26 protein-coding genes and 2 pseudogenes are annotated in these 24,997 nt (G+C 55.7%); 14 read left to right on the top strand and 14 right to left on the bottom strand.

Annotated elements, in window-relative coordinates; all coding sequences use genetic code 11:
• Nucleotides 1-23: 23 nt before the first annotated feature.
• On the bottom strand, nt 24-953 hold the full coding sequence (locus AC2FLA_RS19890) for a LysR substrate-binding domain-containing protein (protein ID WP_496724625.1): 930 nt from the start codon (nt 951-953) through the stop codon (nt 24-26).
• Nucleotides 954-1,049: 96 nt separating this feature from the next.
• Between AC2FLA_RS19890 and AC2FLA_RS19885 the strand changes: the two genes are divergently transcribed.
• The 3 genes from AC2FLA_RS19885 to AC2FLA_RS19875 all read left to right on the top strand — a co-directional run bounded on the left by AC2FLA_RS19885 (nt 1,050) and on the right by AC2FLA_RS19875 (nt 3,550).
• Nucleotides 1,050-2,135, top strand: a complete 1,086-nt coding sequence (locus tag AC2FLA_RS19885; protein ID WP_496724623.1) for a hypothetical protein — start codon at nt 1,050-1,052, stop codon at nt 2,133-2,135.
• A 152-nt stretch (nt 2,136-2,287) separates the two neighbouring features.
• On the top strand, nt 2,288-3,229 hold the full coding sequence (locus AC2FLA_RS19880) for a fatty acid desaturase family protein (protein ID WP_496724621.1): 942 nt from the start codon (nt 2,288-2,290) through the stop codon (nt 3,227-3,229).
• Between the two features lie 3 nt (nt 3,230-3,232).
• Nucleotides 3,233-3,550 carry a non-heme iron oxygenase ferredoxin subunit gene (locus AC2FLA_RS19875; protein ID WP_496724619.1) on the top strand — a complete coding sequence of 106 codons (318 nt, stop codon included), beginning with the start codon at nt 3,233-3,235 and terminating at the stop codon, nt 3,548-3,550.
• A 12-nt stretch (nt 3,551-3,562) separates the two neighbouring features.
• On the opposite strand, the gene AC2FLA_RS19870 is transcribed toward AC2FLA_RS19875, so the two are convergent.
• The 5 genes from AC2FLA_RS19870 to AC2FLA_RS19850 are packed head-to-tail and all read right to left on the bottom strand — an operon-like array spanning nt 3,563 to nt 7,583.
• Entirely contained in the window at nt 3,563-4,171 is a 609-nt protein-coding gene (locus AC2FLA_RS19870) for a glutathione S-transferase family protein (RefSeq protein ID WP_496724617.1), read from the bottom strand.
• 13 nt (nt 4,172-4,184) lie between these two features.
• The gene (locus AC2FLA_RS19865; protein WP_496724615.1) at nt 4,185-5,066 is read right to left on the bottom strand and encodes an amino acid ABC transporter permease; all 882 of its coding nucleotides are present in this window, start codon (nt 5,064-5,066) and stop codon (nt 4,185-4,187) included.
• A 57-nt stretch (nt 5,067-5,123) separates the two neighbouring features.
• Nucleotides 5,124-5,957 (bottom strand): transporter substrate-binding domain-containing protein, encoded by an 834-nt coding sequence (locus tag AC2FLA_RS19860; protein WP_496724613.1) that lies wholly within the window; start codon nt 5,955-5,957, stop codon nt 5,124-5,126.
• Nucleotides 5,958-5,992: 35 nt separating this feature from the next.
• The gene (locus AC2FLA_RS19855; RefSeq protein WP_496724611.1) at nt 5,993-6,835 is read right to left on the bottom strand and encodes an amino acid ABC transporter permease; all 843 of its coding nucleotides are present in this window, start codon (nt 6,833-6,835) and stop codon (nt 5,993-5,995) included.
• 1 nt (nt 6,836) lies between these two features.
• Complete coding sequence (locus tag AC2FLA_RS19850) at nt 6,837-7,583, bottom strand: amino acid ABC transporter ATP-binding protein (RefSeq protein ID WP_282121048.1); 747 nt, start codon at nt 7,581-7,583, stop codon at nt 6,837-6,839.
• A gap of 308 nt (nt 7,584-7,891) precedes the next feature.
• On the opposite strand from AC2FLA_RS19850, the gene AC2FLA_RS19845 reads away from it, so the two are divergent.
• From AC2FLA_RS19845 to AC2FLA_RS19835, 3 genes are read left to right on the top strand one after another with little or no spacing between them, the layout of a single operon-like run.
• Nucleotides 7,892-8,470, top strand: coding sequence for a carboxymuconolactone decarboxylase family protein (locus tag AC2FLA_RS19845; RefSeq protein ID WP_496724609.1), 579 nt, complete (start codon nt 7,892-7,894; stop codon nt 8,468-8,470).
• An 11-nt stretch (nt 8,471-8,481) separates the two neighbouring features.
• A complete protein-coding gene (locus AC2FLA_RS19840; RefSeq protein WP_496699170.1) occupies nt 8,482-9,069 on the top strand; it encodes a helix-turn-helix domain-containing protein in 588 nt (195 codons plus the stop codon).
• A 12-nt stretch (nt 9,070-9,081) separates the two neighbouring features.
• On the top strand, nt 9,082-10,461 hold the full coding sequence (locus tag AC2FLA_RS19835; RefSeq protein WP_496724607.1) for an MATE family efflux transporter: 1,380 nt from the start codon (nt 9,082-9,084) through the stop codon (nt 10,459-10,461).
• A 287-nt stretch (nt 10,462-10,748) separates the two neighbouring features.
• Here AC2FLA_RS19835 and AC2FLA_RS19830 read toward each other — a convergent pair.
• Nucleotides 10,749-11,115, bottom strand: a pseudogene (locus tag AC2FLA_RS19830) (hypothetical protein); the annotation flags it as partial.
• A gap of 407 nt (nt 11,116-11,522) precedes the next feature.
• Between AC2FLA_RS19830 and AC2FLA_RS19825 the strand changes: the two are divergent.
• The gene (locus AC2FLA_RS19825; RefSeq protein WP_496724665.1) at nt 11,523-12,152 is read left to right on the top strand and encodes a helix-turn-helix domain-containing protein; all 630 of its coding nucleotides are present in this window, start codon (nt 11,523-11,525) and stop codon (nt 12,150-12,152) included.
• Here AC2FLA_RS19825 and AC2FLA_RS19820 read toward each other — a convergent pair.
• The 5 genes from AC2FLA_RS19820 to AC2FLA_RS19800 are packed head-to-tail and all read right to left on the bottom strand — an operon-like array spanning nt 12,130 to nt 16,489.
• A complete protein-coding gene (locus AC2FLA_RS19820; RefSeq protein WP_496724605.1) occupies nt 12,130-12,627 on the bottom strand; it encodes a GNAT family N-acetyltransferase in 498 nt (165 codons plus the stop codon). The two genes, AC2FLA_RS19825 and AC2FLA_RS19820, sit on opposite strands and share 23 nt — an antisense overlap.
• Nucleotides 12,628-12,651: 24 nt before the next feature.
• Nucleotides 12,652-13,719, bottom strand: a complete 1,068-nt coding sequence (locus tag AC2FLA_RS19815) for a heme-dependent oxidative N-demethylase family protein (protein ID WP_496724603.1) — start codon at nt 13,717-13,719, stop codon at nt 12,652-12,654.
• Nucleotides 13,720-13,732: 13 nt separating this feature from the next.
• Nucleotides 13,733-14,695, bottom strand: a complete 963-nt coding sequence (locus tag AC2FLA_RS19810; protein ID WP_496724601.1) for a PDR/VanB family oxidoreductase — start codon at nt 14,693-14,695, stop codon at nt 13,733-13,735.
• A complete protein-coding gene (locus tag AC2FLA_RS19805; protein ID WP_496724599.1) occupies nt 14,692-15,288 on the bottom strand; it encodes a dimethylamine monooxygenase subunit DmmA family protein in 597 nt (198 codons plus the stop codon). Before AC2FLA_RS19805 ends, AC2FLA_RS19810 begins: the two co-directional genes overlap by 4 nt.
• Before the next feature lie 55 nt (nt 15,289-15,343).
• Nucleotides 15,344-16,489: an aminomethyl transferase family protein gene (locus tag AC2FLA_RS19800; protein WP_496724597.1), complete on the bottom strand. Its 1,146-nt coding sequence runs from the start codon at nt 16,487-16,489 to the stop codon at nt 15,344-15,346.
• A 340-nt stretch (nt 16,490-16,829) separates the two neighbouring features.
• On the opposite strand from AC2FLA_RS19800, the gene AC2FLA_RS19795 reads away from it, so the two are divergent.
• From AC2FLA_RS19795 to glnT, 6 genes are all read left to right on the top strand, one after another.
• A complete protein-coding gene (locus AC2FLA_RS19795; protein ID WP_496724596.1) occupies nt 16,830-18,206 on the top strand; it encodes an ammonium transporter in 1,377 nt (458 codons plus the stop codon).
• 11 nt (nt 18,207-18,217) lie between these two features.
• Complete coding sequence (locus tag AC2FLA_RS19790; protein ID WP_108861028.1) at nt 18,218-18,433, top strand: hypothetical protein; 216 nt, start codon at nt 18,218-18,220, stop codon at nt 18,431-18,433.
• Between the two features lie 147 nt (nt 18,434-18,580).
• Entirely contained in the window at nt 18,581-19,510 is a 930-nt protein-coding gene (locus AC2FLA_RS19785; RefSeq protein ID WP_496700129.1) for a class II glutamine amidotransferase, read from the top strand.
• A gap of 1 nt (nt 19,511) precedes the next feature.
• Complete coding sequence (locus tag AC2FLA_RS19780) at nt 19,512-20,195, top strand: protein GlxC (protein ID WP_496724595.1); 684 nt, start codon at nt 19,512-19,514, stop codon at nt 20,193-20,195.
• Nucleotides 20,196-20,215: 20 nt separating this feature from the next.
• Entirely contained in the window at nt 20,216-21,544 is a 1,329-nt protein-coding gene (locus AC2FLA_RS19775) for an FMN-binding glutamate synthase family protein (protein ID WP_496724663.1), read from the top strand.
• An 80-nt stretch (nt 21,545-21,624) separates the two neighbouring features.
• Nucleotides 21,625-22,953: a type III glutamate--ammonia ligase gene (glnT, locus tag AC2FLA_RS19770; protein ID WP_496724594.1), complete on the top strand. Its 1,329-nt coding sequence runs from the start codon at nt 21,625-21,627 to the stop codon at nt 22,951-22,953.
• A 208-nt stretch (nt 22,954-23,161) separates the two neighbouring features.
• On the opposite strand, the gene AC2FLA_RS19765 is transcribed toward glnT, so the two are convergent.
• Nucleotides 23,162-23,581, bottom strand: coding sequence for a group II truncated hemoglobin (locus AC2FLA_RS19765; protein WP_496724593.1), 420 nt, complete (start codon nt 23,579-23,581; stop codon nt 23,162-23,164).
• A gap of 129 nt (nt 23,582-23,710) precedes the next feature.
• Between AC2FLA_RS19765 and AC2FLA_RS19760 the strand changes: the two genes are divergently transcribed.
• Nucleotides 23,711-24,556, top strand: coding sequence for a DMT family transporter (locus AC2FLA_RS19760; protein ID WP_496724592.1), 846 nt, complete (start codon nt 23,711-23,713; stop codon nt 24,554-24,556).
• Between the two features lie 78 nt (nt 24,557-24,634).
• Here the strand turns inward: AC2FLA_RS19760 and AC2FLA_RS19755 are convergent.
• Nucleotides 24,635-24,997, bottom strand: a pseudogene (locus tag AC2FLA_RS19755) (bifunctional methylenetetrahydrofolate dehydrogenase/methenyltetrahydrofolate cyclohydrolase); the annotation flags it as partial.

The raw sequence follows: 24,997 nt of genomic DNA, 5'->3' as shown, positions 1-24,997 counted from the left end.
GGTAATGACTCGTATAAGTCAGGCTAATTCCCGGCGCCCGCGGCTGGCGGAATGTCCGGCTGCGCCCCAACCTCGGCACGGATCCAGTTCAGAAACTCACCGACTTTCGGGCTGTCCTTAGTTTCATGGGGTCGAACCAGCCAATAAGACAGCGGAGACTGCGTCAGCTCCGGAATTGGTCGCACCAACCGTCCGTCGCACAACGTGTCAATGACAAGAGGTTCCCTTCCTAAAGCGACGCCAAGCCCTTCGATGGCCGCCTGAACGACCAGATTGGATTGTCCAAATCGCCGTGTTCGCAAGGGCCACGGTAGCGTTAGCCCGCATTGCCGCGCCCAGAAATCCCACGTCGGGCTGGCGGGCCCATGATGCAGGTTCTCATCCACCAGCATCGTGTGTCGCGCCAGATCTTCGACCCCACGCAAGCTTGGTATCAAAGAGGGAGCGCAGACCGGAAACAGCTGCTCGGTCATCAGAAGATCGACCTGATAGCCAGGGTAATCACCCAGGCCATAGCGAATACCGATATCCGCATCCGCCCCTGAAAACGGATATTGCCCGGTATCCGTGGCAATGGAAATCGACAGGTCCGGATGAGCAAGATCAAAGTTTAAAAGGCGCGGAAACAACCAGTTGAACGCAAAGCCCGGCAGACATGAAATCACGATGGTCCTGTCGGTGCGGGTCTTGTCCCTCAGCTGGGTACAAACGTCCGAAATACGCCCCAAACCTTCAGAAATGGCCAGCGCCAGCAGTTCTCCTTCGCGGGTCGGACGCGATGACCGCGCACCACGTACCAGCAAATCGAGACCAAGCCATTCCTCAAGCGCCCGCACATGCTGACTGACCGCACTTTGGCTGACACCCAACTCAGCTGCTGCCGGGGAAAAGCCGGAATGTCGGACAACTGCCTCGAAGGCGCGCAGGGCGGAATAGGGCAGGTTTACGATCATATTAGTCACCCTAATGTCAGGCATAATCACTTTCAAATAGATTAGGCGCACAACCCGAGCCTAATCTATACTGACCGGAACCCGTAGGAGACGCGAATGTCGGACATCACACCCGAGCGCGGCGCGCGAAATCTATTGACTAATTGCGCCCACGCAACGGCAGGCGACCGGTTGTTGATCGCTTATGAACCTCCCGAACACGGCTATTTCGATGCGGATAGTGTCCAAATCGTCACGCATGCCGCGCGATCCATGGGGCTGTCGGTTGATGCAGTGAACGTAGGTTTTAATCCGGACAATCCACACCTTTCCGCGGATCTCCTGGCGCGGTTCGAAACCGCCGATATCATCCTGTTTCTGGCCCGTCTTGGGGATCAGCTCCGGTTCTCGGAAATGCCGCAGGGCAAGAAGATCATTGTCAGTTTTGCCCTGAGCCGCGAGCTTTTTGGCTCTGGTTTTTCCAACGGGCATCACGATGCCTTCCTCGACATCAAGGCAGGGATCAACAGCGTTCTGAATAGGGCCGCCGACGTGCGGGTCACCTGCCCTCTGGGCACGGACTTTCAGGGGCGGCCTGAGATGAACCTGGATACGACAGGCGATACGTCGATCCTGCGCTTCCCCATGTCGGTCTTCACACCAGTCCCGGCGCACAGCTTTTCGGGCCGGGTGGCGTTGAAATTTCTGACGGGCACCGGATCAAAATACTATGATGATTATACGGTAGAGTTCGAAAGACCGGTGTTTGCGATGCTGGAAAACGGGCGTCTGACAGGGTTTGACGGCGATCCTGCCGACGCCGCACGGGCCGAGGCTCATTATGACCGGGTCGCGGGTCAGTTCGGCATCGACCGCAATTTCGTGCATTCCTGGCATGCGGGCATCCACCCGGGCTGCGGCTACCCATGGGATATGCGCGAGAATTTCGAGCGTTGGGGCGGGTCCGCTTTCGGCAATCCGCGTATTTTGCACTTCCACACCTGCGGTGCTTATGCCCCAGGCGAAATCAGCTGGAACGTGTTTGATCCGACGATCGTAATCGACGGTGTGACCTTCTGGGAAAACGGGGCTTTCCACGCCGACCGGCTGCCCGGCGGAGCCACCATTCTGGACAAGCACCCCTGCGCGGCCGCTCTGTTCGCCGACCCCGATCTGGATATCGGTCTACGCCGCACTGGGTGAACCTTCCCGCTTGATCGAACGCGTGCCATCGCGCTAAACTGATTGCAATAGGGCCACCTGACAAGGTCCTATGGTGCGGAGCACTCCCGTCTCCGGTGCCGGTATATGCGATGAGGGCGCAGCCCCCGCACCGGCAAAAATGTGGAACTCACATGTTACAAGCAATCGTTACGCCCCTGTCTCAGGCACTGGCCGAAGGCAAGCTTACGCGTGAAGAACTGAAAGGATTCATGCAACGGTCCGACGGCCCCGGCCTGCGCCATCTGGCGCTTTGGGTACTGGTACTGGCTGGCACAACTTCCCTTGTCACCCTAGCCTGGAACAGCTGGCTAATCTGGCCCGCAATGTTCCTGCAAGGCATCGTTCTGGTGCACCATTTCTCACTACAGCATGAATGCGTACACTATACGGTGTTCCGAACCCGGTGGCTGAATGATTTGGTAGGTCAGATCTGCGGCCTGATCATCATTCTGCCACATCGGTTCTTTCGCTACGAACATTGCGATCATCACACCTATACGCAACTGACCGGGGAAGACCCCGAATTGATCCCTTTGCCCGAAACAATGGGAGAATATCTGCTTTATCTGTCCGCCCTGCCCTATTGGCGCGGCAAATTCACGGAACTGTTTCGCCACGCCAGCGGCAATCTCAGCGAGACCGAGCAGCGGTTCATTCCGAAAGTCGAACATCAGGCCGTATATCGCGATGCCCGTAGAATGCTGGCTATTTATGCGGCGATCTTTCTGGCCATGGCCATCACGGGCTGGTGGGGGCTGATCTGGTATTGGTTCATCCCTCTGTTTCTGGGCGAGCCGGTGATGCGCTTCATCCGGATGACCGAACATGTCGGACGCCCGACCGTCGCGCAGATGTCGGAAAATACGCGCACCAATCTGGTTTCGGCACCGTGGTCCTTTCTGTGCTGGAACATGAATTACCACGCGGAACATCACTATGTCGCTTCGGTCCCGTTTCACGCGCTGCCGCGCCTGCATGAGAAGCTAAAAGACCACATCCATATCGAGCCCGGCGGCTATCTGGCTGCCCACCGCGAAATCCTGCGCCAGATCCGGCACAAGGAGGAGGCGTGATCCATGACTGATGTAAAACCGTGGAAAGACGTGATCGAGGCTGCTCGGTTGGAAAAAAATTGGGTCACACGGGTCGAACTCGGCTCACGTATCATCGCAATCTACGACACGCCCGGTGGTATCTATGCCTCACTAGCGCTGTGCAATCATGGCGGCGCGGATCTGTGTGACGGGTATTTCGATGGTTATGTCATCGAGTGCCCCCTGCATCAGGGCGCGTTTGATGTGCGAAATGGGCACCCGGTTTCAGCGCCTGCTACGCGGCCGATGAAAGTGTTTGAATCCCGGGTCGAAAACGGCATGGTTCAGATCAGAGCATAGCCCCGCTTGCCCTTAACCCGGTGCCGGCAACCCCGGCATCGGGACATATCCGGGCAAAGCCTCAACACGCGCGATCCATGCCCGCACCGCCGGGTATGGAGACATCGATATTCCACCCTGATACGCCAGAGCTATGTAAGGATAGCAGGCCAGATCTGCGAGGGTGGGACGGTCGCAGGCCAGCCAGAGATGGTCTGACAAGTGTTGCTCCATGATCTTCAGGGATTTCCGCCCAAGCGCCAGCGGCTCAGCCAGATCGGTGTCGCGTTCAAACAGAACAATCGCCCGGGCCATTGCAACGCCGTGGAAGATTTCATTCACAGAAAACGACAGCCATTGCTGTATGTCGCCGTGTTCTTTCGGTGTGGTCGGGGCCCATTCGGCTGCGCCATATTTCTGTGCCAGATAGACCATGATGGCAGTACTGTCGCGCAGGACGAACCCATCATCGTCCAGAACCGGTACCTTGTTCAGCGGATTGACCTGCAAAAAAGCGCTCTGGTTTTGGTCACCGTTCAGCAAGTCTACGTCGACGACCTCATGATCCCGCGCCAGCATGGACAGCAGCAGTCGTACTTTGTGACAACTGCCCGAAAGCGGGAAATCATAGAGGCGTATCATACTGGCCTTTACGTCAGCGCTTATCTGACCGTTTTTCAAGCCGCGCAAACAATCGGCTAAGGCCGAAGCAAACCACAAAGTAAAAAGCGGCCGTGGTGATCCACGCCTCAAAGATCATGCGGGATGAGGCCACAAGCTCAACCGTTTTGTAAGTCAGTTCCTGTACAGAAATCAGCGACAGGATTGAGCTGTCCTTGATCAGCGATATGAACTGATTGGCGAGCGGTGGCACCACTTTCTTCATTGCCTGCGGCAGTACCACATAACGCAGTTCCTGGATGCGGCTCATACCGATAGAGCGCGCGGCTTCCCGCTGACCTTTGGGGATCGACTGGATACCGGCACGCACAATTTCACCAACGAATGCGCTCTCAAAAAGGGCCAGCACAATGACGCCCGAAACAAGCGATGGGAAGCGGCGCATTTCACCGAAGAAGAACTCCCAGATCTGATTGTTTTCCTGCCGCGCGATGCCGCGCGCCCATCGTTCCAGATTCAACGCATCGATCAGCTGTTGGGACAGGAAGAAGAAGAAAATGAAAACGACAACAACCGGCGGCACATTGCGCAAGAATTCCAAGTAGGTGCGCGCCAGCATACGGATGGTCAGATTGGCTGAACATCGCGCAACACCCAAAACAGTGCCCAGTATCAAAGCCAGAATGCCGGAATAAACACTGATGCGGATTGTCGCCGCCAAACCCTGCAGCAGCAGATTGGCAAAGTACTCCTCGCGACTGGAATGCCAGCCGACGATGTAACCCGGGATCTGTTCCCATCGCCATTTGTAGTTCAGCGTGCCTTCAATCGACAGCCAGATATACCCAAAAAACACGACCAGAACACCGACGATCAGGTAGTCGGGCCATCTCAGTTTATTCAGGAAGTTTTGCACCGGGCACGCTCCGCGTTGGTTTCGAGGGCGGTACTACGTCCGCCCTCGTCAGTTTGGTTACTGCGCGACCTGATCGGCCCACTCGTTGCCTGCGAACCAATAGTCATGGCGTTCTTTCAGCCAACCGGAGCGCCAGTTCTGCGCAATCCAGTTATTGAAGAAGTTCAGTGCGTCCGGATCGCCTTTACGCAACCCAAAGGCTTCTCCACGCTGGTCATAGAGACTCTCAAACGGAACGACTAATGTGTCAGGATATTTAGCAGCATCGCGGTTAGGTGTCGGCTGAGCCGCCATCGACGCGTGGGCATTACCGTTCAATACTTCCTGAGTCGACGCTCCGTCTTCGTCAAACAACAGCAGCGTTGCGTCGGGGAAGTTGGCGGCTATAACCACGGCTGGTGTCGCACCGCGACGCGCGACAAATGTGACCTCGGGGTTGTTGAAGTCTTCAAGCGTCATCCCAGCAGTCAACTCTTTGTTGGCCAGGATTGCCAAACCTGAATAAGCATACGGATCAGTGAAGTTGATTGTCAGGTTCCGCTGTGCAGTCATGGACATACCGGAAATAATCACATCAAAATTGCCCGCCACCAATGCTGGAATAATACCATCCCAAGCAGTCGGCACGAATTCAACCTCAACGCCCATATCTTCAGCCAGCTTGCGGCCAACATCCAGTTCATAGCCGATCAGATCGCCATTCTTGTCGCGCATCGACCATGGCACGAACAGCGACAGTCCAATCCGGATCACGCCATCCTGTTTGATAGTTTCAATCACACTTTCGCTGGATAGTTCCTGCGTAGCGCTCTGCGCCCAGCCTGAGGTCGCCACACCGGTAGCCACGACCGCGCCGAGGGCAGCCCCGAGCATTCTGCGAGAAAGCTTCATCTTGGTTCTCCTTGTTGTCCGACATATTTTCTGGGTTATTGGTCGACGGCATATTTCTTCTCCAGATGGCTTACGCCAATCGACAGGATCAGGGTCACCACCAGATAGACCAGTGCGATGGTGAACCAGATTTCGAAACTCATGTATGTGTCTGAAATGATGTTGCGTCCGAAGGTCGTCAGCTCGGCCACTGCAATCACGCTGACAATGGCCGAGGATTTGATGAGGTGAACGACCTCGCCGGTCATCGGCGGCAGCATGAAGCGGACAGATTGTGGCAGGATGATATATCGATACGTCTGGGAGGGGCTCATCCCGATGGATTTAGCGGCCTCCCACTGGCCAGTGGGGACGGCGTTGATCCCGGCCCGAAAGATTTCAGAAATCAAGGCAGAATGGAACACGGCCAAGGTAAGGATACTGGCCGTGTACCGGTCAAATCCAAAGATCGGCCCCAGAACATAATAGAAAAGGTAGAGCAGAACCAGCAGCGGGATGTTACGGATCAGCTCCAGAAATCCAACCGCAATTGCAGACCCGATGACCAGGTCCGACAGGCGCAGCAACGCCACGAGCAGGCCTATAACCATAGCCAGAATGAAAGCTGTGACCGACAATTTGATCGTCGCGACCAGCCCGATGGGAATTTCACCCCATTCAAACCCGACCTCGGTATTGCGATACAGAAACTGCGGCACCCGGTACCATTGCCAATTATACCCCATGCCCTGCGCGCCTGTATATGCACCATAGGCGATCAGCCCGACGATAACGGCATAGATCCCGACCGAAATCAGGATCGAGTCAAAAAACCGCTTTAAAAAAGGCGGCTTAGGCAGCGGCTGACCTTTTGGCCGGGAGATGCCCAGATCGCTCATGTCAATGCGCCAAAATCTGATCTAGGAACAAACGGCAGCGTTCGCTCGAGGGGTTGGTGAAAAACTGTTCGGGTGGTGAGACTTCGACGATCTGGCCCGCCTCCATAAAGACCATCGTATCAGCGACCTTACGGGCAAAGCCCATCTCGTGCGTGACGACAACCATGGTCATGCCGGTGTCGGCCAGCTCGACCATCACATCCAGCACCTCATTGATCATCTCGGGGTCCAGCGCGGAAGTCGGTTCGTCAAACAGCATGATCCGAGTTTCCATGCATAGAGACCGTGCAATTGCCACCCGCTGCTGTTGCCCGCCCGACAGCTGTGCCGGGTACTTGTCGGCCTGTTCCGGGATATGAACACGTTCAAGATAGTTGCGTGCAGTTTCTTCGGCCTGCGCCTTGGATATCCCGCGCACTTTCATCGGACCGATCGTTAGATTCTCTAGCACTGTCAGGTGTGGAAACAGGTTGAACTGCTGGAAAACCATACCAACTTCCTGCCGCAGCTCGCGAATTTCTTTGGCTCCGTCATAAACCTCGATCCCATCGATCACGAGGCGGCCGGAATTGTGCCACTCCAGCCCGTTAAAGCACCGGATCAGCGTCGATTTTCCCGATCCCGAGGGACCGCAGATCACGACTTTTTCACCCTGATGGACCGTCAGATCGATGTTTTTCAACGCGTGAAACGCGCCATAATATTTATCCAGATTGGTCACTTCAATCATCGGAGTGGCTTGGTTCATGTCGTACCTGCTTGGGTTCGGGACACCATGCGAATTTTTGTTTTGATGGACCGCGCGCACAAAGGAGTTTCCTCCACCGCTCCTGCAAAGGCAGGCCGGCGTGTCGTGGTGCCAGGCCTGACGAAACAGCCGAGGCCGGGCTGGCGCTGCGATTGTTTGGGGCAGTCGGGCAAGGCCTGAGCCTCCTCAAATACGTTGCACACTAATTAATATGGTTGCTTAATATGCAATACTCGTCAATAAAAAACTCAGAGGACAATTTTTGATCTGCCCTCAGATAATACTGACGACCAAGGGAGGAACCGCAAATGTCTGCCTGGATCAGCATGATATCTGACGAAGATGCTGACTCGCATCTGAAGGCCACTCTGGATCTGGCGCGCACACCGCACGGCACTGTCGACAATGTCATGCGGGTGCATTCCCTGCGGCCTAACACCATGAAGGGGCATGTGATTCTGTATCGCGCCTGTCTGCACGATAAGGCAAACAAAGTTCCCATGTGGTTTCAGGAAGTGATCAGTTCCTATGTATCCACTCTCAACACCTGCCCCTATTCTTATGCCAACCACTGGTCTAACGCCCGGCACCTGATCGGCGACGCCGCACGCGCCGACAAGATCGAAGCCGCCCTCGAGGCACATCGCCCGCAGGATGCGTTCGACGGCGCACATTTGGCTGCACTGACCTATGCTGAAAAGCTGACACTTTCGCCGGGTACGATGGTCGATTCTGATGTGGCAGCCCTGAAAGACACCGGTTGGGAGGATGGCGAGATTCTCGAAATCAACCAGATCGTAGGGTATTTCAACTACGCCAACCGGTTGCTGAATGGCCTTGGAGTCACCACCGATGGCGATGTGGTGGGGTATTATAGCAGCGACTGAAAGGACGGATCATGCAAGGAGACACTCCAGGCAGACAGATCGACCGTGCCATCGGCGCCTCGCTGAAGGAACTGCGCCAAAGTCGGAAGCAATCCGCTCGTAGCTTGGCAGAACAGTCCGGTATCTCAGCCGCCATGATCAGCCGGATCGAAAATGGGTTGGTTTCTCCCTCTATCGACACTCTGGCGGCACTGGCCGAAGCGCTCGAAGTTCCGATTGTTTCTTTGTTCCGCGAAGCGCGTACAGATCACACTGACTACACTCTTGTGCGCCATGGCGAGGGACTGAAATCAAACCGTATCTCGGCGGGGCACAGCCACGAGTATGTCAATCTTTCACTGCATTCTCGTAAAGACCTGCGATTTCAGGCGCGTCGCGTGACTTTATTGCGCGAAGGCGGGCCGCCACCCACTTATGTCGGCCACGGCGTAGTGTTTGTACAGGCACTCGAGGGCCAAGCCGTTTACCGATATGGCGAGGCCCGCTTTACGCTGTCAGCTGGAGACACGATCAGTGTGGACGCTGAACTCAACCACGGGTTCGAAGATGTTCTGACCCCTGAGTTTGTCTTTCTAACAGTTCAGGCCGAGCGCCCATGACACCCAGTTAACATGGCTCAGGCAATCGACCTTAATCTGACCCAAGGGTCCATTGCAGGCCATTTCCGAACATTGGCGATACCCGGCGCGGTCGGAATGCTTTTTAGTACACTGTACAACATCGTCGACATCTTCTTTGCCGGGCTGTTGTCGACAAGCGCCCAAGCCGGGCTGGCCCTTGGCTTTCAAGCTTTCTTCCTCTCTATTTCTGTGGGCGTCGGGCTAGGTGCAGCTATGAGTGCACTGGTTGGAAACGCTCTGGGTTCAGGCGACAACCGAGCGGCACGGCGCCTAGCGGCCCAAGGGATAACTTACGGAATCGTTGCGTCTTGCCTGCTTGCGCTGGCAGGGCTTTGGTTCGGCCCATTGTTAATCAAGCTTGTCTCGGAACCAGGCGTTTATCGTGAAGCCGGGATTCGCTATTTCTATTGGTTGCTGTTGGCAATGCCTGGGTTCCTTCTGGCTCATGGGTGTAATGGCATCTTGCAGGCCCATGGCGACGCGGTGTCTATGCAACGGGCACTTATTGTCGCGTTTCTGGCGAACATCATTCTGAACCCCCTTCTGATCTACGGAATTCCGGGCGTGATCCCGGGCATCGGCTTCAACGGTTTGGCTTTATCCACGGTGATCAGCCAGACAGGCGTGATGATCTTTTTGATCCGGCAGGTTCTTCGGCGAAGGCGAATGAAACGTATGCGCGCGGCCTATTTCAGACCACGCCTAAAACGGTTTGCAGAAATTTCGCTGCAGGTTCTGCCCACTGCCTTTTCGTTTACGATCATGTTGTTGTCGGCCTTTGTCCTGCAGTTTGCGCTGAAGCCGTTTGGTGAACATGCAATTGCTGGTTATGCAATCGCTATACGGCTTGAACAGGTTTTGTTGCTGCCCATTCTGGGTGTCACGGGTGCCCTACTGCCAATCGCCTCACAGAATTTCGGTGCTCGGGACAGCCAGCGGGTGCGCGCCGCGTTGTTCTATTGCTGGCGCGTTGGGTTTTACATGTCACTGATTGCGATCCCGATCCTCTGGCTTGGTGGTCCCTTAGTGATGCGCCTCTTTACAGCGGACCCCGAGGTTGTTCGCGTTGGTGTGGGATATCTACGAGTCGACAGTCTGATCCTGCCTTTTTACATGATGCTGTTTTCAATCAACTCACTTTTGCAGGCCTTCAAAAAACCTATTTGGACCGTTTGGATCAGCCTTTATCGTCAGGCCTTTGGGGTCGCGTTCTTTGTTTGGGTGTTTATTGGCATATTGGGGTTCAACGAAACCGGGGTGTGGTTCGGAACGGCAGCGGCCGTAGTGACCGGCTGGGTCGTCGCAATGGCGTTGACCATACGCATTGCGAAGACAGAGATCGGCGGATTGTGGGTGCCCGCCACGGCGTGAAAAAACTGCACATTTGCAAAGATCTGTTGCAAATTTTGACGATTGACACGTTTGACGACGGCAAGTGAAAGTCTGTCAGACAATGGTGGCGCAATGTAACCAAGGAATACAGTCCACACAGTTGAAGGCTACCGTGATCCCAGTTGGGCCGCGTCAGCGCCGGGGACACTCTACAACCGCTGGAAGCAGTGGTGTAGATAAGGAATCTTTGCCAGGATGTTGGTCAGCTTGGCAGTTGACCAAGGCGAATAGAAGACCGTGATGATTGATCAGGTATCCAGGCTCCCCTTTTTTGCCAGACTGGGCGCCGTGCGGTGGGCTTTCAGTGAGGTCGCGACTATCATGACCGTCCTCTTTTCGCCGTGCTCTCCGGCTAAACCGGCCATCATTCGCGCGAAGATGCCGTTTTCGCTCCAACGGCTATAAAGAATATTGTGCGGGTCATGGACTTCAGGCGCTTCTCGCCAACGCAACCGATTGCGATTGCGATTGCGATTGATGAAGATAATCCCGTTCAAGACCCACCGATCAACGACCCGAGGCTTGCCGTGGGAATTCGGGCAAAAAAAGGGCTAGCTTGGCGATCTGATCGTCAGTCGGGCAGTAAAGGTCGCTCTTGTCACCGTTGCGTTTTTTGGACCGTGAATCATACAGCCCAGCAAAAATCAATGCATCCTGAACCTAAGTTGGAAAAGAATGTCGATGGACCGGGGATCCAACAAATTAGTTTAAAACTCCAGCCGAGCATTGGCCCAGGAGCTGACTTTTCCGCCTTTTTCAGTCACAAGCGATCGGTAAAATGCCTCTTACCCCGGCGATCTCGTTTGCAACACGCAGAAGTTCGATCAAAGATGTCAGGCTCGCCATCGGAAAGCCGTCAAACAGTGGAATTCTGATCTCTGGTCTTTTTTCTGACAGCATGATTATTTTACTATCAGGAAAACTTTGATGCTATGATACTTCGAATGGATTGGGTATTCCGCTGCTCCTGCTTGCAGAACCGGTTTGGACAAGTGTAGCAAGACATTGAAAGAGTAAAATTGAAAAAACGCGACAAAGAAATGGCGGCAAATCTGACTCAGGACCCACATTCCGTTCGTTCGGGTAACAGAGAAAAAGTTCTTGAAGTTGCCATCGGCCGCGAGGTTCGCGCCTTTCGCAAGCAGCAGGAAATAACCGTCGCGGACCTTGCCCAGCTAACCGGATTGTCGATCGGCATGCTGTCCAAGATCGAAAATGGAAATACGTCACCGTCCTTGACGACCTTGCAGTCACTGGCGGATGCACTGTCGGTTCCTTTGACAAGTTTTTTCAGACAGTTCGAAGAACGCCGGGAGGCGGTTCATACAAAAGCTGGTGAAGGCGTCGAGCTGGAGCGTGAAGGAACACGCGCAAACCATCAATACAATCTGTTAGGGCATATTGGCGCCAACGGATCAGGTGTAATTGTCGAACCATACTTGATCACTCTAACCGCTAAATCCGACGTGTTTCCAACATTCCAACATGGTGGCATCGAGACGATTTACATGCTGGAAGGTGAAGTAGATTATCGCCATGGGGACCAGATTTACCCCCTGAAACCAGGTGACACCCTATTCTTTGATGCGGATGCACCCCATGGCCCGGAACGGTTGGTTAATCTGCCGGCCCGCTACATATCGGTGATCAGCTATCCGCAGACAAACTGATCGGCTTGCGCAACAGGAAATCCGTGGGTCTGTTATAGCCTTCATGGCTGCCCGTATTCACGATCGTGAACCCAAGCCTTGAAAAAACGCGATGGTTTTCAGTAAGTTCCACGCGCGTTTCCAGTTCCAGCGCAGACAGACCAAGCTCAGTTGCACGGCTTGCAGCATGATCCACTAACACGCGGCAGATACCTTGCCCCCGCAATCCTTCCTGAACTGCAAGCTTCCCCAAGTACAGGCAGTTGGGTTTGGGCGTCAGAAACATACACGCGAAAAGCGGTCGGCCGATGGCCCAGATTTCACCACCATCCTTACAATGCTCCCGCATCCCTTCCACCGTTAGCCTATGGATAGAAGACGGAGGGTCGATCCGGGCATCCATGAATTGAAATGACGCACGAAGCAGCGCAAGCACGTCATACAATGCGAAGTCATCGCTCGGAATAAGCCAAGGCGTGATGTCCGGATCAGTCATTTGAGCAAGGGCACTTCACATTGCTCACTTCGACAAAGGCGGTTCCGATTCAAGATCCGGCCAAATCCCCGGCGATGTGGGCAACCCGTCGTCAAACTGGCTGAGATAGTCCAGCATCATCGGACGGTTGTCGATGAACCCCTTATAAGTGGCCAGCTCTTCAGGCAGGTCCCGAATAACCCGGTGCAGACGGCGGCCCCATTTCGGAACAGTCATCAGATCCTGAAAACTGCACAGATAGCAACGGATCGGGAACACCAGCGCATTGGAGCGCGGCAAGCGGAAGAACGTCTGCAACTCGACCCGCAGATGCTGCTTGTGGGCGATGTTTTCGGGCGTCAGCGTGGTCTTTTGGACCCCCCATTTGTGATAGTTTTCCGGGCTGGTATCCAGCAAAGGGTTCACCGTCATTGTCCAGTTGAGACGCCGCGCGGGGGCGCCTTGCTGGATATTCAGTAGGAACTTCAGCGCGCGCTGGAAAATACCCATTTCATGGGCTTTTGGAACCGGCGCATGCCATTCGAAAAAATTCATGCCGATGTCGAAATCCAGACTCCAATCGGCTTGTGTTGTCACCATGCCGGCGTCCATCCACAGCATCTCATCACGCTGATCCAGCACGGCGAAATCGCCCTGAGCTTGTCGCGTGATGTATTCCATCGGCCCATAAGGCAGCGTGGTTTCATCCATGAAGGTAAAGCTGTGATCGATGCCCATTGGCTTGTTGATCCAACGCCACTGATTGCCGTTGCGATGCAACTCGAACAGATCAGGATAGTCTTCGGACTTGCTAACCATGATCAGTTCCAGCAAGTCCCAGCCGGCCAATGTCATATGCGGCAACGACTGACAGCGCAGCGGGTCCTGATCCAGAACCATTGCGCGGTCTTTCATCTCTGAGACGTAGTGCTCGTCCACGTCGAACCGCATCTCATAGACCGAGCCCTCTGGCCCGCCGCGATGTTGTTCCATGTTGACCGAATACATGTAGCTGTCTTCGTGAAATGGGAACGGAAAGCGTTTGATCGCCCAGTCCGAGTTGTGGAACGTATAGTCGTCGCGGAAGGACTCGTCGTTGAATTGAATGGTCATGTTGGGCCTCCTCTCAGCGGTCCAGCACGAGGGACTTACCCTCGAAACGCGATACGCAGGGCATGATTTTCTTGCCCGATGCCTTTTCTTCGTCGGTCAGCCAGTGATCGCGGTGAACAAAGTTCCCAGCGTGATCCAGCACAACGGTTTCACACTGACCGCAGGCTCCGCCACGACACAGATAGGGCGCATCCACACCTTCGCGTTCGATGGCTTCCAGAAGGCTTTCGTTCTCGCCCACATGAACGACTTTGTCTGACGCGGCCAGACGCACTTCGAACGGCTTGCCGGGCTGTGGGGCCAGAAACTCTTCGTAATGCACGCAATCTTCCGGCCAGCCTTCAGCGGCGGCCGTGTTGCGCACCCAGTCGATCATGCCCTTGGGGCCGCAGACATAGACATGCGTGCCCAGAGGTTGCCCGCTCAGCAGGTTCTCCAGATCAATCTGCTGGTTCTGGTCGTCGTAATACAGATGCGTCTCATTGGGATGGCGGTCAGTCAGTTGGTCCGCATAAGATGCCAGCGCGTGATTGCGGCAGGCGTAGTGCAGCTCCCAATGTCCGTGCAGCAGTTCAAGTTGTTTGATCTGCGCCAGAAACGGGGTGATCCCGATTCCACCGGCCAGAAACAGATGCTTGCGGGCACGCAAATCGAGAGAGAACAGGTTGACCGGATAGCTGATGGTCATCTCGTCGCCCAGCTTGACCTGGCGGTGCATGAACAGCGAACCACCCCTGCCCTCATCATCACGCCGAACCGAAATGGTGTAGGATGACTGATCAAACGGGTCCGACATCAGCGAATATGGGTTGAGCCGCGTGATGCCACCATCCTGCATTTCAACAACCGTATGAGCTCCGCCCGAAAAGGTCGGCAACTGGCCCCCGTCGATACGTTCGAACCGGAACCGCGTCACCAACTCGTTCAAGGGGGTGACTTCGGTCACTTTGGCCTGGATTTTCTCGGCGCCACTCATTCGTAAATCCCCTTCGGCTCGGGCACATTACCATGATCTTCGGCATCCACGCGGACGCCCTGATAGGCGGCAAGACGGCGGGAATAGTGATCGCGCACGAACAGGTTCAGCCCGCAATGTGCACAGACAAACGGGTCAACCTCAACATCTTCGGTGATGCCTTTGCAATGCACGCATTGCATTCGGCGCGCGACCGATCCGCGATGTTCGGTCTGAATTGCCGTGTGCGGCAGGCCTACGGCCATCACCTCGTTCATGGCCTGACCCATCATGCCCTCAGATCCGGTCAGGTAGACCTGCAACCCCATATGCGCGTCTTCCAAAACGCGGCGAATGCGCTGCAGCGAGGCTTCATAGGATGGACCTTCGTAGAATTGCGCAGGCTTCAGTGCCTGCAGTCGCTCAACGTAATCCGTTCCCTTGGGAATGTAGATCAGATGGGTTTTGGCGATCAGGTCGGGTGTCGCGATATCAAGAATGGCTTCGGCCCCTTCGGCCTCAGCGATCATGAGATGGTGTTCGCCCGGGCGGACCTCTAGCGTGCCCCAGACCGGGCGGCTTGCGATTGACTTGGGAAATTCGAACTTTGACATTGTGCCCTCAAATAGGAAAAGGGCGCCACGGTGTGTCCGTTGCGCCCCCTGAAACTCAGCCCTTTGCGGTTCGGATAGATTTGTCCTGATCGTAGAACGGCATCTCTTCTGCAGTCGCCGCTATTTCTGTCCCATCACCGTTGCGCACTGTCAGCTTGGTGCCGGGTGAGGCACAGGCGACCGGCATTCGCGCGATACCTACGTTGTGCCCGTTGATTTCGGAATACATGCCAAAGGTGACAACCCCGACCTTTTCGCCGTTTTGCAGCAAGTCCGCACCCTCATCCGCAGGGGTCGTGCCGTCAAGCTTGACGCCGTAGATCTTGAACCGCTCCTTGCCTTGCGCGGCATAGTGGTTCTCGGCCCCAATAAAGCCGGTTTTACCGGGTGAGACTGTAAATTCCAGGCCCAGTTCCCAAAGCGTATCACCGCAGGTTTCGCCGTCGAACGGGTAGGTTTCCGAATTGTCGCCCGGATAAAACAGCAAGTAGCTTTCGGTGCGCAGCAGATCGAGGGTCGAGAACTGGACCGGGACGATCCCCATATCCTTGCCTTCCGCCAGAATGTTGTCCCACAGGTGTACCGCGTGCTTGGCCTGACAGAAAATTTCGTATCCGCGCTCACCAGTATAGCCGGTCCGCGAAATCATCACTGGGCAGCCATAGAGTTTGGTCTGCATGATGCCGAAATAGGCCAAATCCCGAATTCCGGGAATGTGCTTGGCCAGGAAATCAACGGCCACTGGTCCCTGAAGCGACATGTCGTGCATGTCGTCGTCAAAAATGACCGCGCAGTTTTTGCCCGCCGCCACCGATGTCAGCTGCTCCATGCCCGTGCCGGTGCCGTGCACCACAAGCCATGTGTTCACCGACAAGCGATAGATGATGCAATCGTCAACGAATTTACCTTCGGCGTTAAGAATCGAGGCATAGGTCGACCGACCCGGCATGATCTTTTCCACGTTCCGCGTGGTGACCCGATCAATGACATAGGCGGCATCTTCGCCGACCACGTGAACCTTTTTCAGGCCGGAAACATCCATGAGGCCCGCCTTGGTGCGGATTGCCTCATAATCAGCTTTGGCGCGTTCTGGGCTGTGGTCATAGAACCATGCGGTTCCCATGCCGTTCCAGTCCTCAAGTTCGCCGCCGATGTCGGCATGGCGCTGCGCAAGGGCGGACGTCCTCCAAAGAATGGCCATGGTTCAGCTCTCCCGTTGATTGCTTTTTGTTGCCTATATTGAGGCCGATGTCAGATTGAAAATCAACACCTCTGTGCAGATTATTTTCCTGTTGGGAATATTTGCCTTCAAATTCTGAACCCTTAGGCGGGGGCTTAGAATTGAAGAAAACCCCTTATTTTCATGGCTATGAGACAGTATTCGACCCTTCAAATTGAGTATGCGACACCACCGTTAAAGATGTTTGCCCCACATATCTATTGACAGGTGCCCCACGAGATTGTCCCCTGAGTAGATAAAATTTCCCAGCAGGAAAACTCCGCAGAGAGACCTCCTGCTGCAACAACAGGGAGACTACGAAGTGGATGGCAATCTAAATGCTCTCACGACGATCTTTACCGAGTTCTACTACTGGGTAACGGTCGTTTTCATGTTCCTCATCCATGTGGGTTTTTGCATGTACGAAGTCGGCGCCAGCCGTGCCCGTAACCATATGCACACATTGATGAAAAACATCATGATCATCCCGCTGGTGACGGTCACGTTCTTCTTCTTTGGATGGTGGATCTACTGGGCTTTTCCGAGCTTTCCGTTCTGGGGCGGTCTGGACACAGAAGCGGGCGCAGCGAATCTGCCTTGGGCCGACACGATGGCAACCAATGTTAGTGACAGAATCACCGGCGTTTTCTGGGCGGCATTCCTGCTGTTCTCTTGGACGGCAGCCTCGATCGTTTCGGGTTCCGTGATCGAACGGATCAGGTCTTCGGCGCTCTGGGTACATGCGGTTATGATCGGATCGGTCTGGTGGATCATCGACGCTGCATGGGGCTGGCACTACGGTGGCTGGATGGTTCGAATTCTCGGCTACCATGATGCATACGCTTCCGGTGTAATTCACGCAATTGCAGGCGGTTACGCATTGGGTGTGATCATGGTTCTGGGCCCTCGCCTTGGCAAGTTCGCTAAAGACGGTACACCACGGGACATTCCTCCGCACAATCCGTGGCTACTGACGATCGGCATCTTCCTGATCTACACTGGCTTCTGGGGCTTCTATGCCGCGTGCAATGTGCCTGTGATTTCACCTGAAGGGATCGATGGGCAGATCACTGGCGTAACCTGGACAGCTACCAATATCTATCTGGCTCCGACGACCCTGTCGGCGATCACCTTCAACTTCCTGATGTCGCTGTCTGGCGGTCTGATGGCGGCTTATGTGATCTCGAAAGGTGATGCGTTCTGGACATTCTCGGGCGGGCTTGCCGGAATTATTACTGCCTCGGCTGGAAACGATTTGTATCATCCGATTCAGGCAATGATCATTGCCGCGATCGGCGTCGTGATCGTGTACAAGCTGCACTACTGGGTTGAACGCCGGTTCAAGCTGGATGATGCGGTGGGTGCCGTTGCTGTGCACGGTTATGCCGGGGTTGTTGGCTTGGTGATTTCAGGCTTTGTCCTCTGGGGTGTGCCATCTTCGCCGTACGAAGGATACGCAACAATCAACCCGATCGGTCAAATCACCGGCGCGGTCATCATGTTCTTTGTTCTTGGCTTCCTACCCGGCTGGGCTCTGGCCAAGATGCAGGCGGCCGCAGGTGTGCTTCGCATCCCGGAAGAGGTTGAACTTCAGGGCCTCGATTACGCCGAGCACCACGCCTACGAAGATGCCAAGACAGCGATCATTGAAGCTGACAAACAGGAATTGGCTGCCCGTGCTGGCGCGGCAGCGAAGTAAAGGAGAAAGACATGTCTACGAATGGATACACAAGCTGGGCTGTCGATCTTGCCGAGGTCGGTCCGATCTACCCCTTCCAAGGTTACGAAGTTCTGATGGTCATCATTGGTGTGGTCTTCTGGATTGGCTGGCATCGCATCCAGTTCGTCCGGGAAGGTGAACACCTTGAGAAGGCCCGCCACACTGGCGACGAAGAGAAGGTGAAGGCACAGCTGGAACGATACTGATCCAGCTTTAAGAGCTGGCAATGGGCGTGAAATCAGAGATCGCGCCCATTGCCTCTTAGGAAAAAAACTTTCCTACAATTATTGATGTCCCCCAGTTTTGTTGATACCGTCGAATCATAGTCAAACACACAAGGAGATCTGCCAGCCATGTGCGGAATTGTTGGATTATTCCTCAAAGACCAGTCTCTTGCGCCCCAACTGGGTAACATGCTGACGGACATGCTGATTACGATGACAGACCGCGGCCCCGATAGTGCCGGTATCGCGATCTATGGCGCAGAGTCGGCAGGCAAAACCAAGATTACAGTCCAGTCGCCCAACCCCGATGCTGACTTTGTCGGCCTGGCTGATGAGCTGGGTGAAAAGCTGGGCGCAACGGTTGGTCAGACAAACAACGACACACATACCGTTCTTGAAATTCCCGCCGGTCAGTTCGAAGCCGCACGCGCTGCGCTGGCCGAAATCCGCCCGTCGGTTCGGATCATGAGCCGCGGCGAAAGCCTCGAAATCTACAAGGAAGTTGGTCTGCCCAAAGATGTTGCAGACCGATTTAACCTCAACGGTATGAGCGGCACCCATGGCATAGGACACACGCGTATGGCGACCGAATCCGCCGTGACGACAATGGGCGCACATCCGTTCAATACCGGCCCCGATCAGTGTCTGGTCCACAATGGATCGCTGTCCAACCACAACTCGTTGCGCCGCAAACTGCGCCGCGAAGGTGTGGTTATCCAGACCGAGAACGACACCGAAGTGGGTGCCGCATATCTGACTTGGAAAATGATGAACGGCGCGACACTGGGTGAGGCACTGGAGACCAGCATTGATGATCTGGACGGTTTCTTCACCTTTGTTGTTGGCACCAAAGACGGGTTTGGTGTCGTACGTGACCCAATTGCCTGTAAGCCTGCGGTGATGGCCGAAACTGACCAATATGTGGCCTTTGGCAGCGAATATCGCGCCTTGGTGAACCTACCCGGCATCGAAGACGCCCGGGTTTGGGAGCCTGAACCGTCCACCGTGTATTTCTGGTCGCACAACGACAGCCCCACAACCCACGAAAAGGCCGCCTGATATGCAGACCTATGATCTAGAGGCAGACGGGCTGCGCGGATTGAACTCATCCCTGCAGGCGCAAAACGCCGAAACCAACCAAACGCGCTGGGAAATTGTGAACCCTAAAGGCAGCCACGCAATCGCCGTCGGACTGGACGCACCGATTGAGGTGACGGTCAAAGGCTCGACCGGGTATTATTGTGCAGGCATGAACCAGCAGGCAACCATCAAGGTCGAAGGCTCTGTTGGTCCGGGCGTTGCCGAAAACATGATGTCCGGTCAGGTCATCGTCGATGGTGACGCCAGCCAATACGCCGGAGCGACCGGCCATGGCGGATTGCTGGTGATCAAAGGCAATGCCAGCTCGCGCTGCGGCATCTCAATGAAAGGGATCGATATCGTCGTGCATGGCAACATCGGCCACATGTCCGCCTTCATGGCACAGGACGGCAATCTGGTTGTCTGCGGGGACGCGGGCGATGCGCTGGGGGATTCACTCTACGAAGCCCGGCTGTTCGTGCGTGGTTCGGTCAAGAGCCTCGGCGCCGATTGCATCGAGAAAGACATGCGTCCCGAGCATCTGGATATCCTGAGGGATCTTCTGGCCCGCGCGGGCAGCGACGCCAAGCCAGAAGAGTTCAAACGCTATGGTTCGGCCCGTCAGCTTTATAATTTCGACGTTGATAACACCGCCGCTTACTGAGGAAGAAGGGTATGAAAGATATGAACGATCAGATCCCCCGCACCCTGCCGATCCAGTCGGCGACATTTTCCAACCCGATCAATGCCGAGATCCGTCGCGCCGCTGCGACCGGCATCTATGACATTCGTGGTGGGGGGGCGAAGCGGAAAGTACCTCATTTCGACGACCTGCTTTTTCTGGGTGCGTCGGTATCGCGCTATCCGTTGGAGGGCTATCGCGAACGTTGCGATACCTCAGTAACGTTGGGCACGCGCTTTGCCAAAAAACCGATCGAGCTGGATATCCCGATCACCATTGCAGGCATGAGTTTTGGTGCCTTGTCTGGCCCGGCGAAAGAAGCTCTGGGCCGCGGCGCATCCGCAGCGGGCACGTCAACCACCACCGGTGACGGTGGCATGACACCAGAGGAACGCGGCCATTCAACCAAGCTGGTCTATCAGTATTTGCCTTCGCGTTACGGCATGAACCCGAACGATCTGCGCAAGGCTGATGCAATTGAGATTGTGGTTGGCCAAGGCGCAAAACCCGGTGGCGGCGGTATGCTGCTGGGTCAGAAGATCAGCGACCGCGTGGCCGAGATGCGCACCCTGCCCAAGGGTATCGACCAGCGCTCGGCCTGTCGCCATCCCGACTGGACTGGCCCGGACGATCTTGAGATCAAGATCCTCGAACTGCGCGAGATCACTGACTGGCAAGTGCCGATCTATGTCAAAGTTGGCGCAACACGCCCCTACTACGACACTGCTTTGGCCGTGAAAGCGGGCGCCGACGTTGTCGTCATGGATGGGATGCAGGGCGGAACCGCCGCCACGCAGGACGTATTCATCGAACATGTCGGTCTGCCGACGCTGTCCTGTATCCGTCCCGCCGTGCAAGCGCTGCAGGATCTGGGCGTGCATCGTGAAGTGCAGCTGGTGATCTCGGGCGGTATCCGCACCGGGGCCGATGTGGCCAAGGCTTTGGCGCTGGGTGCAGATGCGGTTGCTATCGGCACGGCCGCTCTGGTTGCCCTTGGAGACAACGATCCCAAGTGGGAATCCGAGTACCAGAAGCTGGGCACAACAACCGGTGCCTATGATGACTGGCACGAAGGACAGGACCCGGCGGGTATCACCACACAGGACCCCGACCTAGCCGCACGTCTGGATCCGGTCGATGCAGGCCGAAGGTTGCGTAACTACTTGAAAGTTATGACACTTGAGGCGCAGACCATCGCGCGCGCCTGTGGGCACAATCACCTGCACAACCTCGAGCCTGAGGACTTGTGTGCCCTGACAATGGAGGCCGCCGCCATGGCGCGGGTGCCACTGGCGGGAACCAGTTGGTACCCGGGTAAGGAAGGGTTCTGAATATATGCTGCGCGGCTCCCTGATGGGGGCCGCGTTTTTGCTTTGAAAAACTAAAATTCAACAGGGAAAGGAAAGCAATCGTGACGACAGATCTCGCAGCTTTCGCAAAAGAAAAAGGCGTCAAATACTTCATGATCTCGTTCACCGATCTGTTTGGTGGACAGCGGGCCAAACTGGTACCCGCGCAGGCGATTGCCGACATGCAGCAGGACGGCGCAGGTTTTGCCGGGTTCGCCACATGGCTGGACATGACACCGGCGCATCCCGACATGCTGGCGGTGCCGGATCCGTCCTCGGTCATTCAACTGCCGTGGAAGCCCGAAGTGGCCTGGGTTGCAGGCAATTGCGTGATGGAAGGAAGCGATGTTGCGCAAGCCCCCCGCAACGTCCTGCGCCGGTTGATTGACGAAGCTGCAAGCGAAGGCATGCATGTCAAAACTGGTATCGAGGCTGAGTTCTTTTTGCTGACCCCAGACGGCGAGCAAATCAGCGACCCATTCGATACAGCAGAAAAGCCCTGTTATGACCAACAAGCCGTAATGCGCCGCTATGATGTGGTACGCGAGATCTGCGATTACATGCTGGAACTGGGTTGGGGGCCCTACCAGAACGACCACGAGGACGCCAATGGTCAGTTCGAGATGAACTGGGAATTTGATGATGCGCTGCGCACCGCTGACAAGCACTCGTTCTTCAAGTTCATGACCAAGTCGGTTGCTGAAAAGCACGGCCTGCGCGCCACCTTCATGCCGAAACCGGTTGAAGGCCTGACCGGCAATGGCTGCCACGCCCACATCTCGGTCTGGGACGCACCGGGCGATGCGGCCAAGACCAACGTCTTTGCAGGTGAAGGCGACGGCCCCACCGGAGAGGTTGGCCTGGGAGAGCGCGGAAAACACTTCCTTGGCGGCATCATGAAACACGCCTCGGCGCTGGCGGCAATTACCAACCCCACGGTGAACAGCTACAAGCGTATCAACGCGCCGCGGACAATGTCGGGCGCAACATGGGCGCCCAATACAGTGACCTGGACAGGCAACAACCGGACGCACATGGTTCGCGTTCCCGGCCCCGGCCGGTTTGAGCTGCGTCTGCCCGATGGGGCGACCAACCCCTATCTGCTGCAAGCCGTGATCATCGCCGCTGGCCTGTCCGGTGTCCGGTCCAAAGCAGATCCGGGCAAACGTTGGGACATCGATATGTATGCCGAAGGCCACAAGGTGCGCGGTGCGCCGAAACTGCCTTTGAACATGCTTGATGCCCTGCGTGAGTACGACAAGGACAAAGACCTGAAAGCGATGATGGGTGCCGAGTTCTCATCCGCGTTCCTGAAAATGAAACATCAGGAATGGAACTCTTTCGTCTCTCACTTCTCACGCTGGGAGAAAGACAACACTTTGGACATCTAAGCCGTGTTGCAAGGTTGCACTTCTGGGCCGCGGCAATAGCTGCGGCCCGTTGGATGCTTGGGTAGTCAATGCCAACCAATTGCTAACGCTAGAAAAAACCATCAGAACGTCGGTGCATGATTTCAATCGACCGTATTTTGGCATTTGTCATGGACATCAGCTTTGATCAGAACCGCAAAACACGTAACGTGATTGCCGCAAAACGTCTTTACGTATACCCAGCATCTGCTGCCAACCGCCAATCTGGAACGTCATTGACCAGCATAAGCGCGGCCCGGCGAAGCGTCGCGCGCATCTTTTCCACAACCGGACCGGTCAATTCGCAATCCGCCAATGCGGCATCGAAAGTGTCCAGCCAAAGCTCTGCGTCGGCCTCCCGGATGGGAATATGCGCGTGGATTTCGCGCAGGTCCATATGGCCGAAACGTTCACGATAATAGGCGCGGCCGCCCAGAAACCCGCTGAGAAATTCAAATTGAGCTTGTCTGGTGTGGTTTAGCCCATGCCCCCGAAAATGCAGCCTGTGCAACGAATGTGCTGCCGGATCCGTTTCCATCCGGTCATAGAAACGCTCGACCAGAGCGCGCAGTTGGGTCTCACCACCAAGTTGCTCTATCGCAGATTCCATGTGCTGCCTTTCTGTATCTCTGGCACCTGTAATATTGCATAACAGGAAAATAAGTTTATCAACAGTGACATTCTGACATACTCATGTTCAGAAGCGGAACCAGGTGAAATCAGTGATGGTGATGACGGAATGAACGCTCTGGTGCTTGGCCTTTTGGCGGCACTTTGCTGGGGGGTACACGATCTGGCAGTGCGCTATGTTAGCCAGTCTGTCAGCGTGATTGCTTCGCTCATGGCTGTGCTGGTTTCGGGTGCGGTGCTGCAACTTGGTCTGGTTGCGATGATGGGTGAAGTCGACCCAATTCCTGGCACGGCATTGATCAGCGCTGTTGCTGCAGGGGGGTGTTATCTGTTGGCGGGCATCAGCATGTACGCCGCCTTTCAGCGCGGCCCGGTTCGTCTGGTTGCTCCGCTTGTCGCAAGTTATCCAATACTCTCCGTCTCACTGGCCATCTGGCGCGGTGCAAGCGTCAGCCCGCTGCACTGGCTTGCCGTCATAGCGATTGGTGTTGGCGTTTCTGTTGTGGCTGCCCAATCAGAACGCGACGCAACCGAATACCCAGCAGCTGGCCCGACGGTAGTGCTATCGGTACTTGCAGCAATCGGGTTCGCCGCCACCTTTGCGCTAGGACAATATGCAACCGAACAAAATGACGAATACTCAGTCTCTCTGGTTATTCGACTGACGGCAGTTTTTGCCCTGGGCATGATCGCCCTGGCATCCCGCAGATCAATCTGGCCCGGGCGGCGGGCTCTGCCGCTTCTCTGTGTCATGGGTGTTCTGGATGCTGTTGCCATCCTTTGCGTGATCGCGGCGGGTGGGTTGCCGAATGCGCAATTTGCCTCGGTAACAGCGTCCGTCTTTGGGCTGCTGACGGTTGTGTTGGCTTGGGCTATCTTGCGTGAAAAGATGCTGCCACGCCAATGGCTTGGATGTTTGGTTGCGTTTGCAGGCATAGGCTATTTGGCGCTCTGAGACGACCAATTCGAAAGCACGTTGAAACAAGGTAATACCAGTTTTGTTGGGGCGCATTTTTGCGCCCCAACGGTATGCTCAGGCTGTGAGGCCTTCTGGTTCTGGCAGTTTGTTTGCTCGGCAGCAGGCGGTGAGTGTGTTGGCCAGCAGGCAGGCGATGGTCATGGGGCCAACGCCGCCGGGGACCGGGGTGATGGCGCCGGCGCGTGCTGCGGCGCTGGCGTAGTCGACGTCGCCGACCAGCCTGGTCTTGCCTTCACCTTTTTCGGGCGCATCAATGCGGTTGATGCCCACGTCGATGACGGTGGCCCCTTTCTTGATCCAGTCGCCCGGCACCATTTCGGGGCGGCCAACGGCGGCCACGACGATATCGGCGCGGCGCACCACGTCGGGCAGATCCTTGGTGCGGCTGTGCGCGATGGTCACGGTGCAGCTGTCGCC

The sequence above is a fragment of the Ruegeria sp. CDSA033 genome (assembly GCF_059612305.1).
The sequence above is the reverse complement of the archived record's forward strand: the minus strand, read 5'-3'. Positions and strand labels throughout refer to the sequence as shown.